Origin of the sequence: Herbidospora mongoliensis (assembly GCF_001570545.1) — a bacterium.
Classification (GTDB): domain Bacteria; phylum Actinomycetota; class Actinomycetes; order Streptosporangiales; family Streptosporangiaceae; genus Herbidospora; species Herbidospora mongoliensis.
Genome location: NZ_BBXD01000024.1, coordinates 13,341 through 36,160, shown reverse-complemented (window position 1 = coordinate 36,160; position 22,820 = coordinate 13,341). Strand labels below are relative to the sequence as shown.

Sequence of the window (22,820 nt, the reverse complement as noted above, 5' to 3'; positions counted from 1 at the left end):
CCCGGAAAAATGAGCGGGAGGCGGCTGTGACGTACGTGAAGAGTGGGCCGCACCCGCCCGTCGTTCCCCGGCGACGCTCCCGGACGCCCCTGGTCATCGCCGCCGTGGTCGTCGTCGCCCTGGTCGCGGCGGTCGGCGGCCCGGCCGTGGCCATGGCGGGTGAGTTACCGCGCAACACCTACGTCGCGGGGATCGACATCGGCGGTCTCGACCCGGCCGACGCGCGCGCCAAGCTGACCACCGCGCTGGCCGACCGGGCCGTGCGGCCGATCGCCGTCACGACCGGCGAGAAGACCGTGCCGGTGACGCCGCAGCAGGCCGGCCTCGCCTTCGACGTCCCCGCCACCGTGGCCGACGCGCACGGCGGCGTGGTCACCTCGCTGGGCTCGCTGTTCGGGCGGCGGGACATCCCGCTGCGGCTCACCGTCGACGAGGCCCTGCTGACGACCGCCGTCGCCGGGATCGCCGAAGGCGTCGACCGCCCGGCGAAACAGGGCGGCATCCTCTACCAGGGGACCACTCCCCGGGTCGCCGCCCCGGCCGACGGACGGGTCATCGACCGGAACGTCACCGCGACGCGGTTGCGGCAGGCCTATCTCGAGGGCGCCGAGGCGGTCACCGTCGAACTCGGGACCGTCCAGCCGCGCGTCACGGCCGACGAGATGCGGCGCTTCGCCGACGCCACGGCCGCCGGGGCGATCGAGCCGATCACGCTGACCAACGGCGACCGGTCGGCCGAGCTGTCCACCGAGGTCGTCGCGGCCAACCTGCGCTTCCTCCCCGACGGGACGGGAAAGTTGCGGGCGCAGTTCAACGCGCGCAAGGCCCTCGTGGGAGTCGAGGACCGGCTGGTCGACGCGGCCAAGGCGCCCAAGGACGCGTCCTTCGAAATCGTCAAGGGCAAGCCCGTGGTCGTGCCGTCGGAGACCGGTCAGGGAGTCGACGCGGAGGCGCTCAAGACGTCGGTCGAGGAGACCGTCGCCGGCGGCGGGAACCGTACCGTCGAGGTGTCCTTCACCACGAGCGAGCCCGCGCTGACGACGGCGAAGGCCGAGGCGCTGGGGATCAAGGAGAAGGTCTCGACGTTCACCACGCAGCACCCGTGCTGCGCGCCGCGCGTCACCAACATCCACACCATCGCCGACATCCTCGACAACCACCTGGTCATGCCGGGGGAGACGTTCTCCCTGAACGGGACGGTCGGCAAGCGCGACACCGCGCGCGGCTTCGTCTCGGCGCCGATGATCTCCGCCGGCCGGTTCGTCAACGACGTCGGCGGCGGCATCTCCCAGTTCGTCACGACCATGTTCAACGCGGTGTTCTTCGGCGGCTTCGAGGACGTCCAGCACATGGCGCACCAGTACTACATCTCCCGCTACCCGGCCGGGCGCGAGTCGACGGTGTCGTTCCCGCAGCCCGACTTCCGGTGGAAGAACGACTCCAAGTACGGGGTGCTGGTGACGACCTCGTACACCTCGACGTCGGTGACCGTGACGTTCTGGAGCACCAAACGCTGGGACGTCGAGGCCGAGAGTTCCGGCGCGTATGACACCAGGACCGCCGCACCCATCACTGACTCGGGGCCTGACTGCCTTCCCATGGGCGGCGCCCAGGGTTTCTCGATCGACGTGACCCGTGTGTTCAAGAAGGACGGCAAGGAAGTACGCCGCCAGAAATTCCACACGGTCTACGACGCCGAGCCCGTTCTCACCTGCGAGGGCTAGGGCAGGATCGCGTCCACATAACCGCCGTCGACCCGCAGCGCGCCGCCCGTCGTCGCCGACGCCAGCGGTGAGGCCAGGTAGGTCACCATGTTGGCGATCTCCTCCGGTTCGATCAGCCGCTGGATCAGCGAGTGGGGCCGGTGCAGCCGCATGAACTCGCGCTGCGCCTCCTCCCATGGCAGGTCACGGCCCACCAGGCTGTGGACGAACTCCTCGACCCCACCCGTGTGGGTCGGCCCGGCGATGACGCTGTTGACGGTGACGCCGGTCCCGGCCGCCTCCTTCGCGAAGCCACGGGAGACGGCCAGCAGCGCCGTCTTCGACATGCCGTAATGGATCATCTCGCTGGGCGTCGTCACCGCCGAGTCGCTCGCGATGTACTGCACCCGGCCCCACCCGCGCGTCATCATCCCGGGCAGGTAGGCGCGGGTCAGCCGGACCGCCGACAGGACGTTGGCGTCGAAGTAGCGCCGCCACTCCTCGTCGGTGATCTCCAGGGCGGGGCGCGACTCGAAGATCCCGAAGTTGTTGATCAGGATGTCGACGTCCGGCAGCGCCTCGTCGGCGCCTGCCACCACGTCGGCGACGACCGGGAATCCGCCCACCTCGGCCGCGGCCTTCTCCACCCGCTCGGCGTTGCGGCCGTTCACCCCGACTCTGGCCCCGGCGCGGGCCAGGCCGGTCGCGATGGCCAGGCCGATGCCCTGCGTCGAGCCGGTGACGAGCGCGGTCCTGCCGGTCAGATCGATGTTCATGTCTCTCCACGTCGGTGCTTCGGGCGGTGGCTGGTGTCGCAGAACGGATAGGTCTTGCTGCGACGGCAGGCGCACAGCGCGACCACGAACCGGTCCGACCGCACCACCTGCCCGTCGTCCAGGGTGATCTCCACCGGGCCCTCCACCAGGATCGGCCCGCCGGTCACCATCGTGATCCGCCGCTCATCGGGCATCCGCGGCCTCCCGCAGTGAGGTCCGGCCGGCGTCCCACGCGCCCAGCAGGTGGGCGGCGAAGCGGCCTTCCACCAGGTCGGTCGCCTGGAGGCCGAAGACCACGTCCGCGGTGAGCTCGGGTTCGCGGCGGAGCAGGTCGCCGATGACGTCGCGGCGCATCACCTGTTCGTGGACGGCGTCCGCCTCCACGTGTTCGGTGAAGAACACCGTCTCCTCGACCCCCAGCCGGTCGAGTGCCCGCGTCATCCTGGCCGCGCTCGGCGAGCTCGTGATCTCGGCCGCCGCGAAGTGGCCCACCAGGGCCCCGCGCAGCGACCGGTGCAGGCCGAACATCGACATCAGGTTCACCACGGCCAGCATCGGCGCGGGCACGTCGTCGAGCCAGGCCAGGTAGGAGTCGTCGAGGTCGAGGCCGCGCATCAGGTCGCAGAACAGTGCCGAGTGCATGGCCGAGCCCTGGCCGCCGCCGTATTCGTCGAATTCCACGGCGACCACCGAGGCCTTGGCCTGGCCGGTCAGCCGGGGGATGACCCAGGCGTGCGGGTCGGCCTCCTTCTGGTGGTAGATCGAGCGGTGGGCGACGTACTCCCGCAGGTGCCAGAGTTCGCCCTTGTCCTCCAGGAAGTGGGAGACGCCGCCGGGGGCGTCCGTCATCAGCTCGTCGATGGCCGCCTCGACGTCGTCGCCGCCCGGGACGCCGTCGCGCAGCGCCCCCAGGAAGACCCGTTCGAGGTCCAGCCGCAGTCTCAGCAGGTCGGGGTCCCACTCCCAGCCGGAATCCACGCCGGAGAAGCCCTGGTAGTGGAGCTCGTAGCAGACGTACAGGGACAGTTGGAGATCTTCCCCGAACGGGTCGGTGACGCCCGCCGATGGCAGTGCGCCACCGCTGAGCGCCGAGATGATCCCCTCGGAAATAGGGCCGCGTGGCCTGGGCAGGTGTCCCATTTCGACCCCATACCCGGCCTGCCGTCGATAACCGAGAAGTGACGAGGCTAACAGCGCGGTCGTTGTAGGAAATCTTCATCCTCTTGTACCTTCTTGGAAGGTATTTCCAGGGGGATGAGCTGTGACAGCTTTGATCATCGGAGTCGACGGCGGGGGCACCAGCACCCGGTGCGTCGTCGTCAGCGAGTCGGGCGAGGTCGCCGGACGCGGCCTGGCCGAGGGCGCGAACGTGCTCTCGGCCGCCGATCCGGCCGCCAATCTGCTCGCCGCGCTCCGCGACGCCATGCGCGGGCTCGACCCTTCCCGGGTCGTCGGCGGCGTGTTCGGCCTGGCCGGATCGGGGGCCGGCCGCGCCGGGAAACTCGCGGGGGAGGCCTGGCACTCGGCCGGGCTACCCGGGCGCCCGAGCGTCGTGGCGGATGTGCTCGTGGCCTTCGCGGGGGCGACGGCCGAGCCCGACGGCACGGTCCTGCTCGCGGGGACGGGCGCGGTCGCGGCCCGGATCTCGGGGTGGGAGGTCGCGAAGGTCGTCGACGGCCACGGCTGGCTCGTCGGCGACGAGGGCTCCGGCGTCTGGATCGGCCGCCAGGCCGTGAAGGCGGCGCTGCAGGCCCTCGACGGCCGGGGAGTCCGCACGGATCTGGTCGACCGGCTCGACCTCGGCACCTCGGAACCGGAGATCGTCTCCCACGTGTACGCCCAGATAGCCGACCACGGCCCCGCTTCTCTCGGCCGGTTCGCGCCCATCACCGACCAGGCCGCCCGCGAGGGCGACGAGGTGGCCCGCATGATCATCGTCGACGCCGCCCGCCGCCTGACGAGGTCGGCCCGCGCGCTCGGGCAGCTCAAGGGCCCGCTGGTCCTCGCGGGATCTCTGCTCACCCAGCCCACCGAACTGGCCCGTCTGGTCCGCCAGGAAGTCGGTGAGGCCATCCCGGCGAGAGACAACGCGGCCGGAGCCGCCGCGCTCGGGCTGCGGGCCGCCTTCCCGTCGGCCGACGCGCACCGCCGGGTGATCGGGGACGCGCATGCGGCTTGAGCGGATGGCGATGAGCGTGCTCCAGCCGGGGTTCGACGGCACCGAGCCGCCCGACTGGCTGCGCCGGGCCCTCGGCGACGGCCTCGGCGGGGTCGTCCTGTTCGCCCGCAACCTCCCCGACCAGCGGAAAGCGGCCGATCTGGTCGCCTCGATCCGCGCGGAGAGCCCCGACGTCATCGTGGCGGTCGACGAGGAGGGCGGTTCGGTCACCCGGCTGGAGGCCCGGACCGGCAGTTCGTGGCCGGGCAACCACGCCCTCGGCATCGCCGACGACATCGCCCTCACCGAACACGTCGCCCGGCGGATCGGCAGGCTGCTCGGCACGACCGGGATCAGCCTCGACTACGCCCCCGTCGCCGACGTCAACGCCAACCCCGACAACCCCGTCATCGGCGTCCGCTCGTTCGGCGCCGACCCCGAACTCGTGGCGCGGCACACCGCGGCCTGGGTCGACGGGCTGCAGAGTTCCGGGGTGGCGGCCTGCGCCAAGCACTTCCCCGGGCACGGCGACACGGTGGCCGACTCTCACGTGGAGCTCCCCACCGTCCACGTGTCGCCCGAGATCCTCACCGAGCGGGACATCCGGCCCTTCCGGGCCGCGATCGACGCCGACGTGCGGGCGATCATGTGCGGGCACCTGCTCGTGCCGGCGCTCGACGACGTGCCCGCGACGCTGAGCCACACCGTCATGACCGGCCTGCTCAGGGGAATCCTGGGGTTCCAGGGTCTGATCGTCACCGACGCCATCGAGATGCGCGCCGTCGCGGCCCACTGGGCCCCTGAGGAGATCGCCGTCCGCGCCCTGTCCGTCGGGGCCGACGCGGTCTGCGCGGGGATCTCCTCCCACGACGGTTCCTCCGTGTACGCCCTCCGCGACGCCATCGTGGCCGCCGTCCACGACGGCCGGCTCCCCGAAGAACGCCTGGCCGAAGCCTCGCAGCGTGTTCAGGATCTCGTGGACTGGCACGCCCGGCAGGCCCCCGCCAGGGCGCTGGCCGCCGCCGAACCCGACGACGACCTCGGCCTGACGGCCGCCGCCGCGGCCCTCCATGTGGTCGGCGAACCCCGGCTCGAAGAGGCGCCGCTGGTCGTGGAGATCGTCGCCCGCCCCCACCAGGCCGCCGACAGCGGCACCCCGCCCGGCGTGGCGCGGGCGCTGGCCGAACTCCTCCCCGGCACCGAGGCGATCACCGTCACCGTCGGCGACCCCCTGCCCGATCTCGACGGCGACCGGCCCCTGGTGATCGTCGTCCAGGACGCCCGCCGGCACGGCTGGATAAGGGAGATCCTCGGCCGCGCCCTGGAATCCCGGCCTGACGCGATCGTGGTGGAGACCGGCCTCCCCGGGCCGCCCTCCGGCGCCGGCTACGTCGCCACGCACGGCAACTCCCTCGCCTCGGCCAGGGCCGCCGCGCGCCGGCTGGCCCACCGACCCCCCGTACCGGAGAAAGAGAGCCCCCCATGAGCGGACCGACGGCCGCGAACCTGGTGGCGAGCGTGCGGGCCGTGCTGCCCTCGCTCACCCCCTCGGTGCGATCGATCGCGCGGCTGATCCTCGACGATCCCGCGATGGTCGCCCGCAGCACGATCACCGAGCTCAGCGCCACCTCCGGCGCCAGCCAGGCCACGATCGTGCGGACCGCCCGCGCGCTGGGCTTCTCGGGCTACTCCGAGCTGCGCCTGGCGCTCGCGGCGGCCTCGGCGCAGTCCCAGTCGCAGCGAGGGGCCGACCGGCTGGTGCCGGGCGACCTGGGCCCCACCGACCCGCTCGCCGACCTGATCGCCAAGGTCACCCGCGCCGAGTCCGACGCCATCGCCGACACCGCCGCCCAGCTCGAGCCGGAGCGGCTCGGGAAGGTCGTGGACGTCCTGACCACCGCCCGCAGGGTCAGCATGCTCGGCGTGGGGGCCTCCGGGCTGGTCGCGGCCGACATGGCGCAGAAGCTGATGCGCATCGGCCTGGCCGGGCACCCGTTCACCGACGTCCACCTCGCGCTGACGGCGGCGGCGCTGGCCTCCGCCGACGACGTCTGGGTGGCGGTGAGCTGCACCGGCGAGACGGCCGACGTGGTCGAGCCGGTCAGAACCGCCCGGGAGGCCGGCGCGGTCGTCGTGGCGATCACCAACAACCCCCGCTCGACTCTGGCCAAGTTGGGGCACCACGTTCTCGTCTCGGCGGGCCGGGAGACCGAGTTCCGGCCCGGCGCGCTCGCCAGCCGGATCAGTCAGCTGCTCATCGTCGACTGCATCTTCGTGGGCGTCGCCCAGCGGACTTTCAGCGTCTCCGACGCCGCTCTCCGGGTCACCAAAGACGCATTGGACACCTACGGTTCACGACGTCTTCGCAGCTAGATGCCGATTGGTAAAAATTTACTCCACACCCGTCGCCACGGGTGAAAAAAATTGACCTCTCCGGAAGCCGCCCGTATCGTCCAGGGAAACCGGCAACCAGGAGAAGTTCATGAGACGACTCGCGGCGATCGCAGCCGTGGCGGTGATCGCAACCGTCACGGGCACCGCGTGCAGCGGCGTGGGGGGGTCCGGCGAAGCGGGCGTCTACACCACGATCGACGGAGCCAAGCAGATCGACGCCACCGCGCCGATCAACCCGTTCAACCCGCAGGGCAACACGTTCCTCGGCTACGACGCCATGTCACTGGCATGGCCCAAGAACGATCCGGTCGACCCCAACCTGTTCTATCCGGGGATCGCCCAGAGCTGGACGACCACGCCCGACCAGAGCCAGGTCGTTGTGCACCTCCAGCCGAACGCCAAATGGTCTGACGGCAAGCCCGTGACCAGCGAAGACGTGAAGACCTCGATCGGCCTGGCCTACACCCAGGGCGGCACCGCCTACGCCGTCGACCCGAAGGCGGCCGGAGCGGCGGCCGACGTGATCGTCGTCGACGCCCACACGCTCAAGGTCACCCAGGGCGCCAACAAGAGCAACACCTTCCTGCGGAACGTGCTGTCCACGGTGGTCGTCCCGGCCCACGTGTTCGGCTCGCTGCTGCCCGCCGACTTCTGGACCCAGCTCAAGCTGGCCAGGGGCACCGGGCCCGCCGCCGAGAAGGCCAAGGCCACGATCACCGGGCTGGCGCAGAAGGTCATCACCTTCGCCCCGGCCAAGGACGTCTCGGCCGGGCCCTTCGTGCTGGAGCGGGTGAATCCGGGCGAGGCGCTGCTGGTGAAGAACAAGCACTTCTGGGCCAGCGACAAGATCGCGCCCAAGATGGTGAAGGTGCTCAACTACACGGGCAACCAGCAGATCTGGAACTACCTGATCGCCGGTCGCCTCGACAGCGCGCCTTTCACCGCCACTCCTTCCGGGGTGCTGAACCGCATCCGGCAGACCGACGGCAACGAGGTCGTCAAGGGCTTCTCCCCGGTCGCGGTGTCGATGGCGTTCAACCAGACCAAGGCGCCCTACGACAACGTGCACGTCCGTAAGGCGCTGGCCTACCTGATCGACCGCTCGCAGGTCACCAAGGTCGCCTCGCCCGAGGGCGGAACCCCGTCCCCCACCACGACGGGCATCCACTCCGAGTCGGCCAAGTCGTGGCTGGGCAACTCGGAGAACGGCCTCGACCAGTACAAGCTCGACCCGGCCAAGGCCGCGCAGGAGCTGAAGGCCGCCGGGATGAAGCAGGTCAACGGCAAATGGACCATGCCCGACGGTTCGCCGTGGGTCGTGGAGCTCCACGTGCCGGCCTCGTTCTCCGACTGGGTCGCCGCCGCCAAGGCGATCACCAGCCAGCTCAACGACCACGGCATCCAGGCGTCGGTCCTGACCTCGGCCGACTACACGCTCTACCTCGACGAGCTGGCGGCCGGGAAGTATGACATCGGGCTGTGGCTGATGGCTCTCGGGCCCGCGCCGTACAACATCTACCAGCGCATCTACGGCTCGGCCAACGGCTGGCAGCTGCTCGCCGGGAACCTGACCCACGTCGCGCCGGGCACCCAGGGCAACTGGATGGGCGGCCCCGAGACCGTTGACGGCGTCAACCCCGGTGCGCTCACCAACCAGCTGAACGCGGCCACGCCCGCCCAGCAGAAGCAGATCGTCGGCACCCTGGCCACCCTGACGAACCAGAACCTGCCGATGATCCAGCTGTACGACTACGTGAACACCCAGTTCGTCAACGACTCCCGCTTCACCGGCTGGCCGCCGAACGACAGCGACATGCTGCGCCTGCCGGCCGGGGTGTGGATGCAGCTCGGTCTGATCAAGCAACAGGGGGCCCGATGAAAACCGTCGTCCGGCGGCTCTCGGGCCACCTGGCCCGGGGTCTGGCCATGATCTGGGTGGTCACCACGCTCAGCTTCGTGATCATCCGCAACATCCCGGGTGACCCCGTCAGAGGCCAGTACGAGAAGCTCATCGAACAGGGCATGTCGCCCGACGCGGCGGAACGCGCCACGGCGGCGCTCTACGGCTTCCTGCCGAAGGGCAGCCTGTGGAGCCAGTACGTCGACTACCTGAACGGCCTGATCCACGGCAACCTGGGCCAGTCGCTCAGCACCCCGGGCACCGGCGTCGCGACCATCATCGGGTCGGCGGCCAAATGGACCATCCTGCCGGTGCTCGGCGGCACGCTGCTGAGCTTCCTGCTCGGGGTGACCCTGGGCGTCTACGCGGCGGTCAAGCGGTCGGGCAAGCTCGGCGACGCCCTGTCGATCTCGGGCTCGCTGCTGCACGGCGTGCCGCAATATGTCATCGCCCTGCTGGTGGTGGCCGTCTTCTCCACCCTGTGGCCGATCCTGCCCTCGGGCGGCCCTGTCGACATCATGTTCACGCCGGGCTTCAACGGCCCCTACATCGCCTCGCTGATCCAGCACGCGACGCTGCCGGTGCTGACCTACGCGCTGGCCAGCTACGGCGGCTGGATCCTGGCGATGAAATCGAGCGTGGCGACCGTGCTCGGCGACGACTTCATCATGGCCGCCGAGCTGCGCGGCATGAGCCGGGGCATCCTGTTCCGCTACATCGCCCGCAACGCGATCCTGCCGCTGTTCACGATCCTGGCCCTGTCTCTGGGCATGCTCTTCGGCGGCGCGATCTTCATCGAGTCGATCTTCAACTATCCGGGGCTGGGCCTGCTGCTCGTCAACAGCATCGGCGCCCGCGACTACGCGCTGATGGGCGGCACCTTCCTGGTGCTCACCGTCGCGATCGTGATCGCCAACATCGCGGCCGACCTTCTGTACGCCGTCATCGACCCCCGAGTCCGGAAGGGAGAAACGGCATGACCGTCGTTGAAGGAATGCCGCCGACAACGGTGACGCTGCGCCGCAACTTCTGGCGCGGGGTCGGGCGAGTGATGCGGCGCAAGCCCAGCCGCATGGTCGGCGTCGGCATCGTCCTCGTGTTCGTGTTCATGGGCATCTTCGGCCCGCTGCTCTACCCGAACCCGCTGCCGCGCGACGACAACGCGCTCTACGCCTCACCGAGCTGGGCGCACCCGTTCGGCACCGACTTCGAGGGCACCGACGTGCTCGCCCTGGTGGTCACCGGAACCCGATATGTGCTGCTCGCGGGCCTGACCACGGCCGTGATCACGGTCGCGCTCGGCACCGTCATCGGCCTGCTGGCCGGGTTCCACCGGGGCCGCTGGGACACCGTGCTGATGCGGCTCACCGACCTCCAGCTCACCATCCCCGGCCTGCCGCTGCTGCTGGTGCTGTCCACGGTGTGGAAGTTCACCAGCCCGATCGAGATGGGCGTCGTGCTCGGCCTGCTCGGCTGGGGCGGCATCGCCCGTGCGGTCAGGTCGCAGTCGCTCTCGCTGCGGGAACGCGGCTTCATCGAGGCGGCCAAGGGCCTCGGACTGTCGACCCGGCACATCATCGGACGCGAACTGCTGCCCTCGATGGCTCCTTACATCGCCATGAACATGCTCATCGCCGTCACCGGCGCGATCTACGCGCAGGTCGGCCTGTTCTTCCTGGGCGTGCTGCCGTTCGACGCCAACAACTGGGGCGTGATGCTCAACCTGTCGGTCTTCGGCGGCGGAGCCCTGTCGAGCACCGCGGCGCTGCCCTACCTGCTGGCGCCGCTGCTGGCGATCCTGCTGCTGACGCTCGGCATCGTGCTGGTCGTCGACGCGATGGACGAGATCTTCAACCCACGTCTGCGTGAGGAGTAGGCCAAAATGACCAGAACTTCCGCGCCCGGCGTGCGCGTCGACGACCTCACCGTCGTCTACAAGACCCCCGCCGGGGAACTCCCCGCGCTCGGGGGCGTGTCCCTGTCACTCGCCCCCGGCACCATCACCGGCATCGTCGGCGAATCGGGCTCCGGCAAGTCGACTCTGGCGCTGTCGCTGCTCAACGCGGTGCAGTCGCCCGGCCGGATCAAGAACGGCACCGTCGAGATCGACGGCCTGGGCAACATCGTGGAACTCAAGGGCGAGGACCTGCGCAAGGCCCGTGGCCGCCAGGTCGGCTACGTCTTCCAGGCGGCCCAGAACTCGCTGAACCCGCTGAAGACGGTCGGCAAGCAGCTGCTCGACCTCGGGCGCTCACACGACTTCGACGATCTGCCCGCCCTGCTGAAGGACGCGCGTTCGCTGCTCGGGCGGATGGGTCTCGACGGCGGCCGGGTGCTGGACTCCTACCAGCACGAACTCTCCGGCGGGATGCGGCAGCGGGTCGGGATCATGCTCGCCCTGGTCCTCAACGCCCATCTCGTGGTCCTGGACGAACCCACGACCGCCCTCGACATGATCACGCAGGCCGCCATCCTGCGCATCGTCCGCGAGGTCCACCACGAGCGCGGGCTGACCACGCTGATCGTGACCCACGACATGGGCGTGGCCGCCGAGGTGACCGACAGCCTCGCGGTCATGTACGGAGGCCGCGTCGTCGAACACGGTCCCACCACCGAGGTGCTGGGGGCGCCCCGGCATCCGTACACGAAGGGCCTGATCAGGGCGATCCCGCGCCTGTCGGGCGACATCGACGGGGCCACGGCGCTGCCCGGACGGCCGCCCACGCTGGGCACCATCCCCCTTCAGGGGTGCGTGTTCCGCGAGCGCTGCCCGATGCGGATCGCCGTGTGCGACACCGTCGACCCCGTGCCGGTCACCCGGGACGCCAGGACCGTCGCCTGCCACGCGGTCGGGCGCCTGGCCACCCCGGTCGTTCCCAAGGAGTATGCGTGATCACCGCGAGTGGCATCACCAAGACGTACAAACAGCGCGGGAACATGCTCGGCGCCCGCGCGGTGCCCGCTCTGCGCGGGGTGGACTTCACCATCCCCAAGGGCGGCGCCGTCACGTTCATCGGCGAGTCGGGCTGCGGGAAGACCACCCTCGGCCGGATCGTCGCCGGGCTGGAGACCTACGACTCGGGTGACATCGTCATCGACGGCACCCCGATGTCGACGCTGAAGCACCGGCACCGCCAGCCGTTCTTCCGCCGGATCCAGCTCATCCACCAGGACCCCTATTCGGCGCTCAACCCGACCCGCACCATCCACCAGACCCTGGCCGCGCCGCTGGCCCTGCGCGCCAAGCAGACCGGCCGCGACAGCGCCTGGATGGACGAGCGGGCCCGTGAGCTGCTGGCCCTCGTCGGGATCGACCCCGGATACGTGCTGCCGCGCTACCCGCACCAGCTCTCCGGCGGCATGCGTCAGCGCGTGGTGATCGCCCGCGCGCTGACCGTGGATCCCGAGGTGCTGGTCGCCGACGAGTCGGTGTCGATGATCGACGTGTCGCTGCGGCTCGGCGTGCTGTCCCTGCTCAAGGACCTGCGCGAACGGCTCGACGTCAGCGTCCTGTTCATCACCCACGACATCGCCACGGCCCGCTACATCGGCGGCGACGGCGAGCTCTACGTGATCTACCGGGGCATGGTCGTCGAGAGCGGCCCGACCGAGAGCGTGATCTCCGGCCCGGTGCACCCCTACACGCAGGCGCTGCTGTCCGCGATCCCCGTCCTGCACGGGGTGGAACTGCCGGGCCCCGACCGCGTCGTCCCGACCGAGGCCCTCGACGAGTCCCACGCCGACAGCGGCTGCCTGTTCGCCCGCCGCTGTCCCTTCGTCACCGCGGAGTGCGAGGCGGCGGTGCCCGCCCTGGTGTCCGACGGTGCTCAGGCGCACGCCTGCTACCACCCGCAACGCCGCAGCGTGATCCCGGTGGAGGCGCTCGCGTGAACCTCGGCGAGGCTCTGCATCTCGACGCCGACGTCGCCCTCGCGCTGGCCGACCGCCTGGTCGCGCCGCCGGAGGACCGCCGCTGGACGTCCTTCGCCTTCAAGGACGGTCTCGTGTTCACCTCGATGTCCGGTGAGGTCGGGCATATCGACCTGATCGCCGTCGATCCGGCGGCCCGGCGGCGCGGGGTCGGGCGTGCCCTCGTCGCCGAGGCCGAGACGTGGGCCCGTTCAGAAGGGGCGAAGGAGATGCGCTTCGCCGGGAATCCGCCCTGCTACGCCTGGCCCGGCATCGACGTGCGCTACACGCCGGCGTTGTGTCTGGCCGAGAGTCTCGGGTACGAGCGGTATCAGACGGCCTGCAACATGACCGTCGACCTTTCCCAGGATTTCTCCGACGATCTCCCGGTCTCGGATGATCGGGAGGGGGTTGCCGGGTTCGTCCGGGAAAACTGGAATGAAGCATGGGCCTGGGAGGCCTCACAGGCCACCGGGTGCTATCACGCCGAGGTCGATGGAGAGATCGTGGGATTCGCCGCCTGGGGGACACGCCCTCACTGGTTCGGCCCCATGGGCACCGCTCCGGCGGCACGCGGCCGGGGGGTCGGCCGGGCGCTGCTGCGGCGCTGCCTCGCCGACATGGCCGCCACCGGGCTGTCTCACGCGGAGATCGCCTGGGTGGGCCCGATCCCGTTCTACGCGAAGGCCGTCGGCGCCCGGGTCGAGCGGGTCTTCTGGCTCTACCGTAAGGAGTTCTCATGACACAGTCGCTGGGCGGCCTGGTCACCGAACAGAGCGATCCCCGGCACCGCCGGATCGACGAGCTCCCCACCGAGGAGATCGCCCGCCGCATGAACGCGGCCGACGCGACCGTCCCCGGTGCGGTGGCCGCGGTGGTCCCCGCGATCTCAGCCGCCATCGACGCCATCGCCGCGCGCATGGCCCGGGGCGGACGCCTCGTCTACATCGGCGCCGGCACCTCGGGCCGGCTGGCCGTCCTCGACGCCTCGGAATGTCCTCCGACGTTCGGGACATCACCTGATCAGGTGTGCGGCATCATCGCCGGAGGCGAGGAGGCGTTGGTCAGATCGGTCGAGGGCGCCGAAGACGACGCCGCGGCGGGCGCCGCGGCCGTCGGCGACGTGGGCCCGCTCGACTCCGTGGTGGGCATCTCCGCCAGCGGCCGCGCCCCCTACGTGGTGGGCGCGGTGACCGAGGCCCGGCGCCGGGGCGCGCTGTCCGTCGGGCTGTCGTGCAACGCCGGCGGCCCGCTGTCGGTCGCGGCCGATCACGCGCTCGAGGTCATCGTGGGCCCCGAGGTGATCACCGGGTCGACCCGGCTGAAGGCCGGGACCGCGCAGAAGCTCGTGCTCAACATGATCTCGACCATCACGATGGTCCGCAGCGGCCGGACCTACGGCAACCACATGGTCGAGATGTCCCCGACCAACTCCAAGCTCGCCGACCGCGCCGCCCGCATCGTCAGCGACATCACCGGCACCGGCCTCAACGAGGCCCGCTCGGTCCTGGAGGCCGCCGGCCTGGAACTCAAGACGGCGGTCATCATGATCGAGCACGCCGTCCCCGCCGACCGGGCCCGCGCCATCCTCGTCGCGTCAGGAAACCGCCTGGACTCCGCACTCAACCATGCTTGACCGGCTCCTGGCCGCCGCGGTGCCCGAGGTGGCCTCGGCGGCGGTGGCGCTGATCGCCGTCGACGGGGTTCCGGTGGCAGTGGCTTCCGCCGGAGAACTCGTTCGATACGCGGACGCCTCCGGGACACTCGCCTCCGAGCGGCCTCCTGTCCGGGAGGACAGCGTTTTCGATCTGGCGTCGCTGACGAAGCTGTTCACGACGGTGGTGGCGTTGTCGCTGGTCGAAACGGGCCTCTTGGCGCTGGACGAGCCGGTTGCGACGTGGCTGCCCTCCTATTACGGCGCGCGGCCCTCGATCACCGTCAGGCATCTCCTGACACATACAGCCGGGCTGCCGCCGGGGCGGCGGCCTCATGGGGTGCCGCCGGGGGAGGGGCGTTGGGATTTCGTGCTGTCCGCGGAGTCGACCGCGCCGCCTGGGGCGGCGTATGTGTACTCCGACGTCGGGATGATCACGTTGGGGCGGGAGTGCGAGATCGCTTCAGGTTCGACGCTGGACTCGCTGGTGCGACGGATCATCACGGGGCCGTTGGGGCTTGGCGACACCTCTTTCCGGCCGCCTGCCACTTTCCTGCCGAGGATCGCGGCGACCGAGTTCAAGCCGGAACGCGGAGCGCCCGGCGAGGTCTCTGACGAGACCGCGTCGACGGTGGGACGCGCGTGTGGTGAGACCACACTGACTTCAGACCGCGGCAGGGTCGGGCGAGGTGAGGCGCTTGCTGAGACCGGGCCGACCTCGGAACGCGGGGCGGGCACGCAGGGTGAGGCGCGCGTCGTGACCGCGCTGACCTCGGAGCTCGGGGCGGTCGTAGGGGGCGAGACCACGTTGACGTCGGGACTTCCCGGGGTTGTGGTGCGGGGCGAGGTGCATGACGAGACGGCTCACTCGCTTGGCGGGGTCGCCGGGCATGCCGGGCTGTTCTCTTCGGCCGGCGATCTGATGCGGTTCGCGGAGATTCTGCGCGCGGGTGGCGCCGGGGTGCTTTCGGCTGAATCGGTCGCGGAGATGATGCGGGATCAGAGGGTGCCGGGGGCGTCCTTCCGGCAGGGGCTGGGTTTCCGGATCGGTGATCCGGCGATCGTCGGGCCCTTGGCCGACGCGTATGGCCATTCGGGATTCACGGGGACGTCTCTGGTGGTGGACGTCGCGCGTGGACTGACCGTTGTCCTGCTTACCAACAACGTGCATCCGGTGCGGGGGCGGGCCGGGATTCGCGAACTGCGCAACGGCGTCGCCGCGTTCGGTCACTCGTTGCTCTCTTCCTGACGACCGTCTCGACGATCGGATGCTCCGTGGTCGCCCGCAAGTAGTCGCTCGCGTTGATCGATTTGCTGAGTGCATACTCGGTATGCATACTGAGTAACTATGTCGATCAGGCACGGGTTGCTCGCTCTGCTCAGCAGGGGGCCTCGTCATGGCTACCAGTTGCGGGTGGAGTTCGAGGCGTCCACAGGGGCGACCTGGCCGCTGAACGTCGGCCAGGTCTATACGACGCTTGCCCGCATGGAGCGTGACGGCCTGGTCGAGGCGGGGGAGTCCGACGACCAGGGCCGGGTCGTCTACGCGATTACCGAGGCCGGTCGGGCCGAGATGGAGCGGTGGTTCACCACGCCGGTGGTCCCGTCCGACCGGCCGCGCGACGAGCTGGTCATCAAGCTGGCCATGGCCGTCGCGGCCAAAGCGGTCGACGTCGCCGAGGTCGTCCGCCGGCAGCGCACCGCCACGATGCGCACTCTCCAGCAGCTGACCCGGGCCAAGCGTGACGTCACCGGGGGGCCGGCCCAGCTGCTCGTGCTCGATTCCATGATCTTCCAGGCCGAGGCCGAGCAACGGTGGCTCGACCACTGCGAGGCCGTTCTCAAGGAGGCACGATGACCGTCTTAGCGCTGGCCGGGGTGACCAGAGTCCATGGAGACGGTGAGACGGCCGTCCACGCCCTCAAGGGGGTGAGCCTCCAGATCGCTGAGGGGGAGCTGGTCGCGGTCATGGGTCCGTCGGGGTCGGGCAAGTCGACCCTGCTCAACGTCGCGGGTGGGCTCGACCGGCCGACGTCGGGCACCGTCCACATCGACGGCCACGACCTCGCCGCCGTGCGCGACCTGGCGGCGTTACGCCGCCGCAGCGTCGGCTACGTCTTCCAGGACCTGAACCTGATCACCTCACTGACGGCGGCCGAGAACGTCATGCTGCCCCGCGAACTCGACGGCGTGCGGTCGCGGAAGGCCCGCGAAGAGGCCATGGCCGTGCTCACCGAGATCGGCGCCGAGTCCTTCGCCGACCGCTTCCCCGACGAACTGTCCGGCGGCCAGCGTCAACAGGTAGCCATCGCCCGCGCTCTGGTGGGTGAGCGCCGTCTGCTGCTGGCCGACGAGCCGACCGGCGCCCTCGACACCCCTGGGGGCGACGAGATCCTCCGGCTTCTGGCCGCCCGTTGCGAGGCGGGCGCGTCGGTGCTGCTCGTGACCCACGAGCCCCGATACGCGGCCTGGGCCGACCGAGTGGTGTTCCTGCGCGACGGCGTCGTCGCCGACGCGACCGACGTGCCGATGGTGAGCGCCCGATGAGCGCCGTGGTGGCCGCGCTGCGGATCTCCCGGCGGAGCGCATGGCGGGCGAAGGGCCGTAGCGCCCTCATCATGGTGATGATCGGCCTGCCCGTCCTGGTGACCACCGGCATGCTCGTCATGTACGCCACCAGCAGCGTCAACGCCCAGGAGGGAATGGCCGGCCGGCTCGGCACCGCCGACGCGCTCCTTACGCGGGTGCCCGACGGGGTGTCGCTCCAGCAGGGCCCCGACGGATCTTCCTGGAACACCGGTGTGGCGATCGGCCCACCGGCCGGCACGGCCGAGGTCATGGCGGTCCTCGGGCCGGGCACCCGCCTGGTTCCCTTCGGCGTCGGCGACCTCCGGCTCGACACCGGCCGGGTCATGGCCGTGGTGACCGATCTGCGCGACCCTCTCACCAGCGGGATGCTGCCCCTGAGCGAGGGTCGGTATCCCGACGCCGGCGAGGTCGCCGTGACGCCCGCGTTCGGTCTGCGTCCCGGCGATCTCCTCCGCCCGGTCGGTGCCGCGCCGCTGCGGGTGGTCGGTGTGGTCGACCATCCGCATCAGCCGACGATCCGGCAGGTCGTCGGCCCGGACGTCCCGCTGACGCCGGCGGATGAGATGTGGTCCGCGAGGGAATTCGGCACCGGATGGCTCGCCGACACCCCCAAGGCCGTCTCCTGGACCGATGTGGCCTCGCTGAACAAGGCGGGCCTGTCCGTCACGGCCCGCGCTCTGCCTTTCGGCCGGGGAGGCACCTCCGCTCAGGACTGGAACATCCCCAACGCCATCGCCGTCGGCGCCATGGTGATCATGGTCGTACTGGTGACCGTGCTGCTCGCCGGGCCGGCCTTCGCCGTCGGTCTCCGCAGACGCCGCCGCGAACTGGCCGAGATCGCCGCCCAAGGCGGTTCGGCCGGGCACCTCCGGCTGATCGTGCTGGCCGACGGCCTGGTCCTCGGCGGTCTCGCCACCCTTGTGGCCACCGCGCTGGGCATCGCGGGCGGGCTGCTGGCCGTGCAGGTCCTCGGTCGCCTCGGGGGCACTGTCGGGCCGCCGGACATCCCCTGGGCGTCCCTTCTCGACGTGGCCGCCCTCGGGCTGGCGACCGGGCTGGTGGCGGCGCTCGTACCCGCCGTGCAGGCGGGCCGTCAGCACACCGCGTCGGTCCTGGCCGGACGCGCGCCCGTAGCCGCCACCGCGCGGCGCGGGCGGGCTCTGATCTGGCCCGCGATCGGGGCCGTGCTGGTGCTGGCCGGGGTGGCCGCGAGCGTGGTGGCGCGGCGGCAGAGCGCCATGGCGTGGCCGTTCGTCGCCTCGGTGCCGATCGTGCTCGGGCTGGTGATTCTGACCCCGTGGCTGATCTGGTTCACCGGGCTGCTCGCCCCACGCCTGCGGGTCCCGCTGCGGGTCGCCGTCCGCGACGCGGTGCGCAACCGGTCTCGCACCGCCAGCGCCGTGGCCGCGGTGATGGCCGTCACCGCCTCGGCGGTCGCGGTGGGCATCGGCACCGAGAGCCAGTGGCAGGACTACCGCGACTCCTACACCTCGGCCCGCCCGGTCGGCATGCTGGCGATCTGGGGCGGCACGATGAAAGACCCGACCTGGGCGAAGCTGCGGAGCGAGGCGGCCCGCCTGCTCCCGCGCGAGCCGCTGGCCGGCGGCTACCAGGCGTACGACGCCGAAGGACGCCGCCACGCCATGCGCTACACGACACGCTGGAACGGCATCCGCACCGCGCGGACCGCCGCCATCGGCGGTCAGGACCTGCTCACACTCCTGCAGGGCCGCCACGATCCGGCGGCGGCCGCGGCTCTGGCGAGCGGAAAGGCCGTGGTGTTCGACCCGTCCTCCGTTCGCGACGGCAAACTGACCCTGCGGGCCAGCGTCGCGTCTCACCCCGATCGCCGCCTTGAAGTCCCCGCGGTCGTGGCCACCCCCGCCGACGACCACCAGGGCGGCGCGCTGCTGCCGCGATCACTGATGGAGCAGGCCGGATTCACCACCGCCGAACGCGCGCTCTACACGATGCAGCCGCTCCCCACCGACTCGACCCTTCCGCGCGACCTCTACAAGGTGTCCAACCGGGTCTCGTTCAGCAGCGAAATGGGCATCCGGGACAGCAGCGGCCCACTGTGGATCTGGACCTGGCTCCCCGCCGCCCTCATCCTCGTGATCGGCGGCACCCTGGCCGCGACCCGCCTGGCGGCGGCCGACATGCGCCCGGAACGGGCGACGATGATCGCCATCGGCGCCTCACCCTGGACACTGCGGGCGGTCGTGGCCGGTCAGGCCCTCTTCATCGCGGGCCTCGGCGCGGCCATGGGACTGGCCGCCGGAGCGGTCACGGGAGTGGCGCTGAGCCGCCCGATGTCATCGCAGGGCACGGGAGATCCGGCCACGATCGCCATACCGTGGGCGTTCCTGATCGCCCTGGTGGTGGGCCTACCGGCACTGGCGAGCGCGCTGGCCCTGATCACCAGAACCCGTTCCCTGCTCGCCCGGCGGCTCTCGTGACTCACGCCCCGATGCATCAACGGGCGCGATCTCTGCCCCATGCGACCCTCGCCATGATCAGTGGCACAAGGGCCGCCACGATCCAGGCGAAGTGGAGGACGGTGACGGTGAGCCAGGCGCGTTCGTTCGTCAGCTCGGCGGTCGCCATGGCGATGGAGGTCGCCATGAGGCCGCTGGTGATGAGCAGGTAGACGCACAGCGTCAGGCTCGAGGTGAGGAACCGCCGAGGTTGTCCGGGGCCGAGCCACCAGCGCAGGGCCAGCCACAGGAGCAGGCTCAAGACGGCGACGGCGACGGCCGCGCGGGCCGCCGCCCCGGGACTGGGCGTCACCCCCTCATCCAGCACGCCGAAGCCGAGCCACCCCGTCACGAGGAGCGGCACGAAGCAGAGCCAGCCCGCGAGATTCAGGGCAGAGATGGCGCGCTTGGCGGGGAGCGTGACCTGGAGTTCGCGGGACACGGCCCGCCAGCGCTGGATGGCGTGATCGATCCTGTCGTCGCCGCGCCGGATCCTGACCGCCCGGTGGATCCACACTCCCGCCACGGCCACTGCGAGGACGATCAGCATTCCCACCAGCGGAGACTGGTCCTGAGGCCGGTCGATCCCCAGCAGATCCTCGATCCGGTGGCCCAGCCATCTCATGGTCAACGTGACGACGACCGCCGCCACGATCCACCCCAGGCTCCAGGAGGTGCGCTTCTCCACCAGCTCGTCGGGCGGCGGCTCGGTGTCCGAATTCTCGGGCGCCAGCTCGGCCGCCTTCGCGGCGTGGTGGTCGGCCACGAGCATCAGGTCGAGGTCGGGGTCGGCGGCGTACGCGTCGGCCAGCGCCTGGTGGGCCATCGGGTGGTCGGGATCGATCTCGATCGCGCGCCGGCCGTAGGAGATCGCCTGGGTGATGTCACCGAGCTGGCAGAAGAGCTGACTGGCCTGGACGAGTTCGCGGGCCCGGAGTTCCGGAGTGATGATCATCGCCCGGTCGATCGCCTCGCGGGCGGCGCGAGGACTGCCCTCACAGATATGGACGTGGGCCAGGAGAAAGATGGGAAGGGGATCGTCTGGATACTCCGCTATCAGGTGGTCCAGTCGGCTGCGAGCCTCATCAAAACGTTCCAGATCGCACAGTTCCAGGACAAGGTCTAGCTCACCCCTCATTTCTCCAGGTTAGCCATCAGATCCTTTACGTGAGCGGCACCACTTCAGGTGTCGAATGAGCTCATCCGAGATGGGCGGCGGCGCGCCGACTGGTACTACACCGACCCTCGATACGCGGCGGGCTTGCCGAACTGGTCGAGCGTGCAGCCGATGGCGCCGACTGATACAACGCCGCCCCCTCGATGCGCGGTCGATTCGCATCCAGGTGAGCGCCCGCGCTCGATCGCCTCAGGCTTTCTGGCTCATCGGTGGCTTGCGGAGAGACGTACAGAAAGCCTGGAAGAAGCTCGTGAACCGGCCACGCCGGCCGAGGTGAGCCCCGGCCGGCGTGTATTCGGAATCGCTGCGATTAGTGGTACGAGTAGATGTTCGCGGCGGGGTGGTTCTCCTGCAGTTCGCGGAAGTTGCCCTCCGCGCCCCACAGGGCCCGGTAGCCGAGGACGTTGAGGCGGTGCGCCTTCGCGTGCTGGTCGAAGACGACCCAGTTGACCGGCTGGAAGTAGTTGCCGACCTCGTCCGGGGTGGTGAGCGAGCCGGTGTAGCGGAAGGTGGCGCGGTTGGCGGGCAGCATGTCGTTCAGGTGGATGCCCGTGATGGGCTTCGACGCGCCGAGGGCCGGGGGCGACTTGATGAGCTTGTCGTGCTCGGTCTGGCCCAGGAAGGTCTTGGCGTCGATCATCACGCCGAAAACGACGTAGCCGGTGCCGGTCGCCTTGGTGTGCACGAAGTGCGCCTCGAGCGGAGCGGTCGCCTGGCCGGCGAACTTGTGCTCGGCGTGCCCGTGGAAGTGCACGTTGTTCAGGTTGTAACGCTCGCCGCCGTAGGTGATGTACGGCTGGGTGCCACCGGTGCCGATGAGGAACCGCACGTCGTCGTGCTCGCTGGTCTCGCCGAGGGGAGCCTTGTCCTGGAAGAGGAGCGTCCCGTTGACGGAGGCCGGGTAGTGGATCACGATCGCGGGGCCGGAGCCCGGGCACGACTTCGACCGGTCGATCTGGATCGGGCTCTGGACCGCGGCGTTGGTGCCGGTGCCGTGGCACGGCTTGACCTGGGCCTGAGCCGGAACCGACTGAGCGATTAAGGGAAGGGAGAGAACTGCGGCAGCCGCAAGGGGCGCAAGACGGTAACGCACCGATCGCCTTTCGTACGAGGGGATGCCCGGGATACGCCGCCGACGGACCGCCAAGGGAGCAATGTCCGCTTTTAGGGCGACATAAAGGCATTCGCGAGGATAGCCGAAAGAGATGAACCGTCACTCGGCGGGGCCGCGGCCAAAATGACCAAAAGTGAAACTTTGGTAGCGAGGTGGCCCGATGAGCTGGGGCCCCAACTGATCCATCACCTGGGAGTGGGACCCAGCCACGCGCAGAGTTTTGGTCAGAGGAGTCGCGAATGGGCAGGGCGGGCCGGCGACGGAGGGCGGAACTCCGCGCCTGCCGCACCCCGCCGGAATCGGGATACTGCGGGGATGAGCCGGATGTTCGTCGCCCTGATCCCGCCGCCCGCCGTCCTGGCCGAAGTCGAGCGGGTCGTGGCGCCCCTGCGGGAGGCTTGGCCGAACCTGACGTGGGTCGAGCCCGCCAACTGGCACATCACCCTGGCGTTCCTCGGCGAGGTGCCCGACCAAGCCCGGCCGGAACTGACGGAGAGGCTGGCCCGAGCCGCGCGTCACCACGAGCCGCTCCCGCTGGCCCTGGGGAAGGCGGGCACGTTCACCGGACGAAGCAGGGCGAACGCGCTGTGGCTGGCGGTGCGGGAACCGGGAAGGCTGTCGCGGCTGGCCGGTTCGATCGCGGCGGGAGCGCGCCGGGCCGGTGCGGGGGACACCGACGGGCGTACCTACCACGCGCACTTCACCGTCGCCAGAACCCGGACCCACGCCGACCTGGCGCCGCTGACCGAGGCCCTGAGCGCCTTCGAATCAGACTTCTGGACCGCCGGCCAGGCGCAGCTGTTCGTCAGCCACCTGGGCCCGCCCCTGCGGTACGAATCCGTCGAGACCTACCCGCTCGGCACGTGACCCGGAAAGACCGCCAGGCGTGAATCGAACGGGTTTTTGTCGAATTTCCTGACCTTGGCGAGAAGAATGGCAACGGCCATCCGAAAATACATGGTGGCGTTT

At 70.3% G+C, this 22,820-nt stretch carries 21 protein-coding genes and 1 pseudogene; 17 read left to right on the top strand and 5 right to left on the bottom strand.

Annotation, left to right across the window (positions count from 1 at the left end):
* Positions 1-26: 26 nt before the first annotated feature.
* Entirely contained in the window at positions 27-1,724 is a 1,698-nt protein-coding gene (locus AW272_RS34725) for a VanW family protein (protein WP_066374120.1), read from the top strand.
* Here the strand turns inward: AW272_RS34725 and AW272_RS34720 are convergent.
* The 3 genes from AW272_RS34720 to AW272_RS34710 are packed head-to-tail and all read right to left on the bottom strand — an operon-like array spanning position 1,721 to position 3,619.
* Positions 1,721-2,479: an SDR family NAD(P)-dependent oxidoreductase gene (locus AW272_RS34720; protein WP_066374118.1), complete on the bottom strand. Its 759-nt coding sequence runs from the start codon at positions 2,477-2,479 to the stop codon at positions 1,721-1,723. The two genes, AW272_RS34725 and AW272_RS34720, sit on opposite strands and share 4 nt — an antisense overlap.
* Positions 2,476-2,673 carry a CDGSH iron-sulfur domain-containing protein gene (locus AW272_RS34715; protein ID WP_066374117.1) on the bottom strand — a complete coding sequence of 66 codons (198 nt, stop codon included), beginning with the start codon at positions 2,671-2,673 and terminating at the stop codon, positions 2,476-2,478. Before AW272_RS34715 ends, AW272_RS34720 begins: the two co-directional genes overlap by 4 nt.
* Positions 2,663-3,619: an iron-containing redox enzyme family protein gene (locus tag AW272_RS34710; protein ID WP_066374114.1), complete on the bottom strand. Its 957-nt coding sequence runs from the start codon at positions 3,617-3,619 to the stop codon at positions 2,663-2,665. Before AW272_RS34710 ends, AW272_RS34715 begins: the two co-directional genes overlap by 11 nt.
* 121 nt (positions 3,620-3,740) lie before the next feature.
* On the opposite strand from AW272_RS34710, the gene AW272_RS34705 reads away from it, so the two are divergent.
* The 15 genes and pseudogenes from AW272_RS34705 to AW272_RS34640 all read left to right on the top strand — a co-directional run bounded on the left by AW272_RS34705 (position 3,741) and on the right by AW272_RS34640 (position 19,542).
* Positions 3,741-4,658, top strand: coding sequence for an N-acetylglucosamine kinase (locus AW272_RS34705; RefSeq protein ID WP_083959016.1), 918 nt, complete (start codon positions 3,741-3,743; stop codon positions 4,656-4,658).
* A complete protein-coding gene (locus AW272_RS34700; RefSeq protein ID WP_066374108.1) occupies positions 4,648-6,123 on the top strand; it encodes a glycoside hydrolase family 3 protein in 1,476 nt (491 codons plus the stop codon). Before AW272_RS34705 ends, AW272_RS34700 begins: the two co-directional genes overlap by 11 nt.
* Positions 6,120-7,010, top strand: coding sequence for a MurR/RpiR family transcriptional regulator (locus AW272_RS34695; RefSeq protein ID WP_066374106.1), 891 nt, complete (start codon positions 6,120-6,122; stop codon positions 7,008-7,010). The genes AW272_RS34700 and AW272_RS34695 overlap by 4 nt, the downstream gene beginning before the upstream one ends.
* 109 nt (positions 7,011-7,119) lie before the next feature.
* Positions 7,120-8,910, top strand: coding sequence for an ABC transporter substrate-binding protein (locus tag AW272_RS34690; RefSeq protein WP_066374104.1), 1,791 nt, complete (start codon positions 7,120-7,122; stop codon positions 8,908-8,910).
* Positions 8,907-9,911, top strand: coding sequence for an ABC transporter permease (locus tag AW272_RS34685; RefSeq protein WP_066374102.1), 1,005 nt, complete (start codon positions 8,907-8,909; stop codon positions 9,909-9,911). Before AW272_RS34690 ends, AW272_RS34685 begins: the two co-directional genes overlap by 4 nt.
* The gene (locus AW272_RS34680; protein WP_066374101.1) at positions 9,908-10,807 is read left to right on the top strand and encodes an ABC transporter permease; all 900 of its coding nucleotides are present in this window, start codon (positions 9,908-9,910) and stop codon (positions 10,805-10,807) included. The genes AW272_RS34685 and AW272_RS34680 overlap by 4 nt, the downstream gene beginning before the upstream one ends.
* 6 nt (positions 10,808-10,813) lie before the next feature.
* Entirely contained in the window at positions 10,814-11,824 is a 1,011-nt protein-coding gene (locus AW272_RS34675; protein ID WP_066374100.1) for an ABC transporter ATP-binding protein, read from the top strand.
* Positions 11,821-12,822 carry an ABC transporter ATP-binding protein gene (locus tag AW272_RS34670; protein WP_066374099.1) on the top strand — a complete coding sequence of 334 codons (1,002 nt, stop codon included), beginning with the start codon at positions 11,821-11,823 and terminating at the stop codon, positions 12,820-12,822. Before AW272_RS34675 ends, AW272_RS34670 begins: the two co-directional genes overlap by 4 nt.
* A gap of 125 nt (positions 12,823-12,947) precedes the next feature.
* Positions 12,948-13,067 (top strand): annotated as a pseudogene (locus AW272_RS46335) (GNAT family N-acetyltransferase); the annotation flags it as partial.
* A 3-nt stretch (positions 13,068-13,070) separates the two neighbouring features.
* Positions 13,071-13,583, top strand: coding sequence for a GNAT family N-acetyltransferase (locus tag AW272_RS34665; RefSeq protein ID WP_439649179.1), 513 nt, complete (start codon positions 13,071-13,073; stop codon positions 13,581-13,583).
* The gene (murQ, locus tag AW272_RS34660) at positions 13,580-14,476 is read left to right on the top strand and encodes an N-acetylmuramic acid 6-phosphate etherase (RefSeq protein WP_066374094.1); all 897 of its coding nucleotides are present in this window, start codon (positions 13,580-13,582) and stop codon (positions 14,474-14,476) included. Before AW272_RS34665 ends, murQ begins: the two co-directional genes overlap by 4 nt.
* Positions 14,469-15,743 (top strand): serine hydrolase domain-containing protein, encoded by a 1,275-nt coding sequence (locus tag AW272_RS41320; RefSeq protein WP_083959015.1) that lies wholly within the window; start codon positions 14,469-14,471, stop codon positions 15,741-15,743. Before murQ ends, AW272_RS41320 begins: the two co-directional genes overlap by 8 nt.
* Before the next feature lie 99 nt (positions 15,744-15,842).
* Positions 15,843-16,352 carry a helix-turn-helix transcriptional regulator gene (locus AW272_RS34650; RefSeq protein ID WP_066374090.1) on the top strand — a complete coding sequence of 170 codons (510 nt, stop codon included), beginning with the start codon at positions 15,843-15,845 and terminating at the stop codon, positions 16,350-16,352.
* Complete coding sequence (locus tag AW272_RS34645; protein ID WP_066374088.1) at positions 16,349-17,041, top strand: ABC transporter ATP-binding protein; 693 nt, start codon at positions 16,349-16,351, stop codon at positions 17,039-17,041. The genes AW272_RS34650 and AW272_RS34645 overlap by 4 nt, the downstream gene beginning before the upstream one ends.
* The gene (locus AW272_RS34640) at positions 17,038-19,542 is read left to right on the top strand and encodes an FtsX-like permease family protein (RefSeq protein WP_066374086.1); all 2,505 of its coding nucleotides are present in this window, start codon (positions 17,038-17,040) and stop codon (positions 19,540-19,542) included. Before AW272_RS34645 ends, AW272_RS34640 begins: the two co-directional genes overlap by 4 nt.
* Positions 19,543-19,558: 16 nt before the next feature.
* On the opposite strand, the gene AW272_RS34635 is transcribed toward AW272_RS34640, so the two are convergent.
* Together AW272_RS34635 and AW272_RS34630 are read right to left on the bottom strand one after the other, a co-directional pair.
* Entirely contained in the window at positions 19,559-20,698 is a 1,140-nt protein-coding gene (locus tag AW272_RS34635; protein ID WP_157519055.1) for a tetratricopeptide repeat protein, read from the bottom strand.
* A gap of 349 nt (positions 20,699-21,047) precedes the next feature.
* Positions 21,048-21,830 (bottom strand): carbonic anhydrase family protein, encoded by a 783-nt coding sequence (locus AW272_RS34630; RefSeq protein ID WP_169807686.1) that lies wholly within the window; start codon positions 21,828-21,830, stop codon positions 21,048-21,050.
* A 336-nt stretch (positions 21,831-22,166) separates the two neighbouring features.
* Here AW272_RS34630 and thpR point away from each other — a divergent pair, with 336 nt between their 5' ends.
* Positions 22,167-22,718 (top strand): RNA 2',3'-cyclic phosphodiesterase, encoded by a 552-nt coding sequence (thpR, locus tag AW272_RS34625; protein ID WP_066374081.1) that lies wholly within the window; start codon positions 22,167-22,169, stop codon positions 22,716-22,718.
* The last annotated feature ends 102 nt before the right edge of the window (positions 22,719-22,820 follow it).

Bases quoted from the DNA above. Each gene is read 5' to 3' on its own strand.
- AW272_RS34720 (WP_066374118.1), bottom strand. From the start codon at position 2,479: ATGAACATCGATCTGACCGGCAGGACCGCGCTCGTCACCGGCTCGACG.
- AW272_RS34715 (WP_066374117.1), bottom strand. From the start codon at position 2,673: ATGCCCGATGAGCGGCGGATCACGATGGTGACCGGCGGGCCGATCCTG.
- AW272_RS34710 (WP_066374114.1), bottom strand. From the start codon at position 3,619: ATGGGACACCTGCCCAGGCCACGCGGCCCTATTTCCGAGGGGATCATC.
- AW272_RS34700 (WP_066374108.1), top strand. From the start codon at position 4,648: ATGCGGCTTGAGCGGATGGCGATGAGCGTGCTCCAGCCGGGGTTCGAC.
- AW272_RS34695 (WP_066374106.1), top strand. From the start codon at position 6,120: ATGAGCGGACCGACGGCCGCGAACCTGGTGGCGAGCGTGCGGGCCGTG.
- AW272_RS34690 (WP_066374104.1), top strand. From the start codon at position 7,120: ATGAGACGACTCGCGGCGATCGCAGCCGTGGCGGTGATCGCAACCGTC.
- AW272_RS34685 (WP_066374102.1), top strand. From the start codon at position 8,907: ATGAAAACCGTCGTCCGGCGGCTCTCGGGCCACCTGGCCCGGGGTCTG.
- AW272_RS34680 (WP_066374101.1), top strand. From the start codon at position 9,908: ATGACCGTCGTTGAAGGAATGCCGCCGACAACGGTGACGCTGCGCCGC.
- AW272_RS34675 (WP_066374100.1), top strand. From the start codon at position 10,814: ATGACCAGAACTTCCGCGCCCGGCGTGCGCGTCGACGACCTCACCGTC.
- AW272_RS34665 (WP_439649179.1), top strand. From the start codon at position 13,071: ATGCGCTTCGCCGGGAATCCGCCCTGCTACGCCTGGCCCGGCATCGAC.
- murQ (WP_066374094.1), top strand. From the start codon at position 13,580: ATGACACAGTCGCTGGGCGGCCTGGTCACCGAACAGAGCGATCCCCGG.
- AW272_RS41320 (WP_083959015.1), top strand. From the start codon at position 14,469: ATGCTTGACCGGCTCCTGGCCGCCGCGGTGCCCGAGGTGGCCTCGGCG.
- AW272_RS34650 (WP_066374090.1), top strand. From the start codon at position 15,843: ATGTCGATCAGGCACGGGTTGCTCGCTCTGCTCAGCAGGGGGCCTCGT.
- AW272_RS34645 (WP_066374088.1), top strand. From the start codon at position 16,349: ATGACCGTCTTAGCGCTGGCCGGGGTGACCAGAGTCCATGGAGACGGT.
- AW272_RS34640 (WP_066374086.1), top strand. From the start codon at position 17,038: ATGAGCGCCGTGGTGGCCGCGCTGCGGATCTCCCGGCGGAGCGCATGG.
- AW272_RS34635 (WP_157519055.1), bottom strand. From the start codon at position 20,698: ATGAGGGGTGAGCTAGACCTTGTCCTGGAACTGTGCGATCTGGAACGT.
- thpR (WP_066374081.1), top strand. From the start codon at position 22,167: ATGAGCCGGATGTTCGTCGCCCTGATCCCGCCGCCCGCCGTCCTGGCC.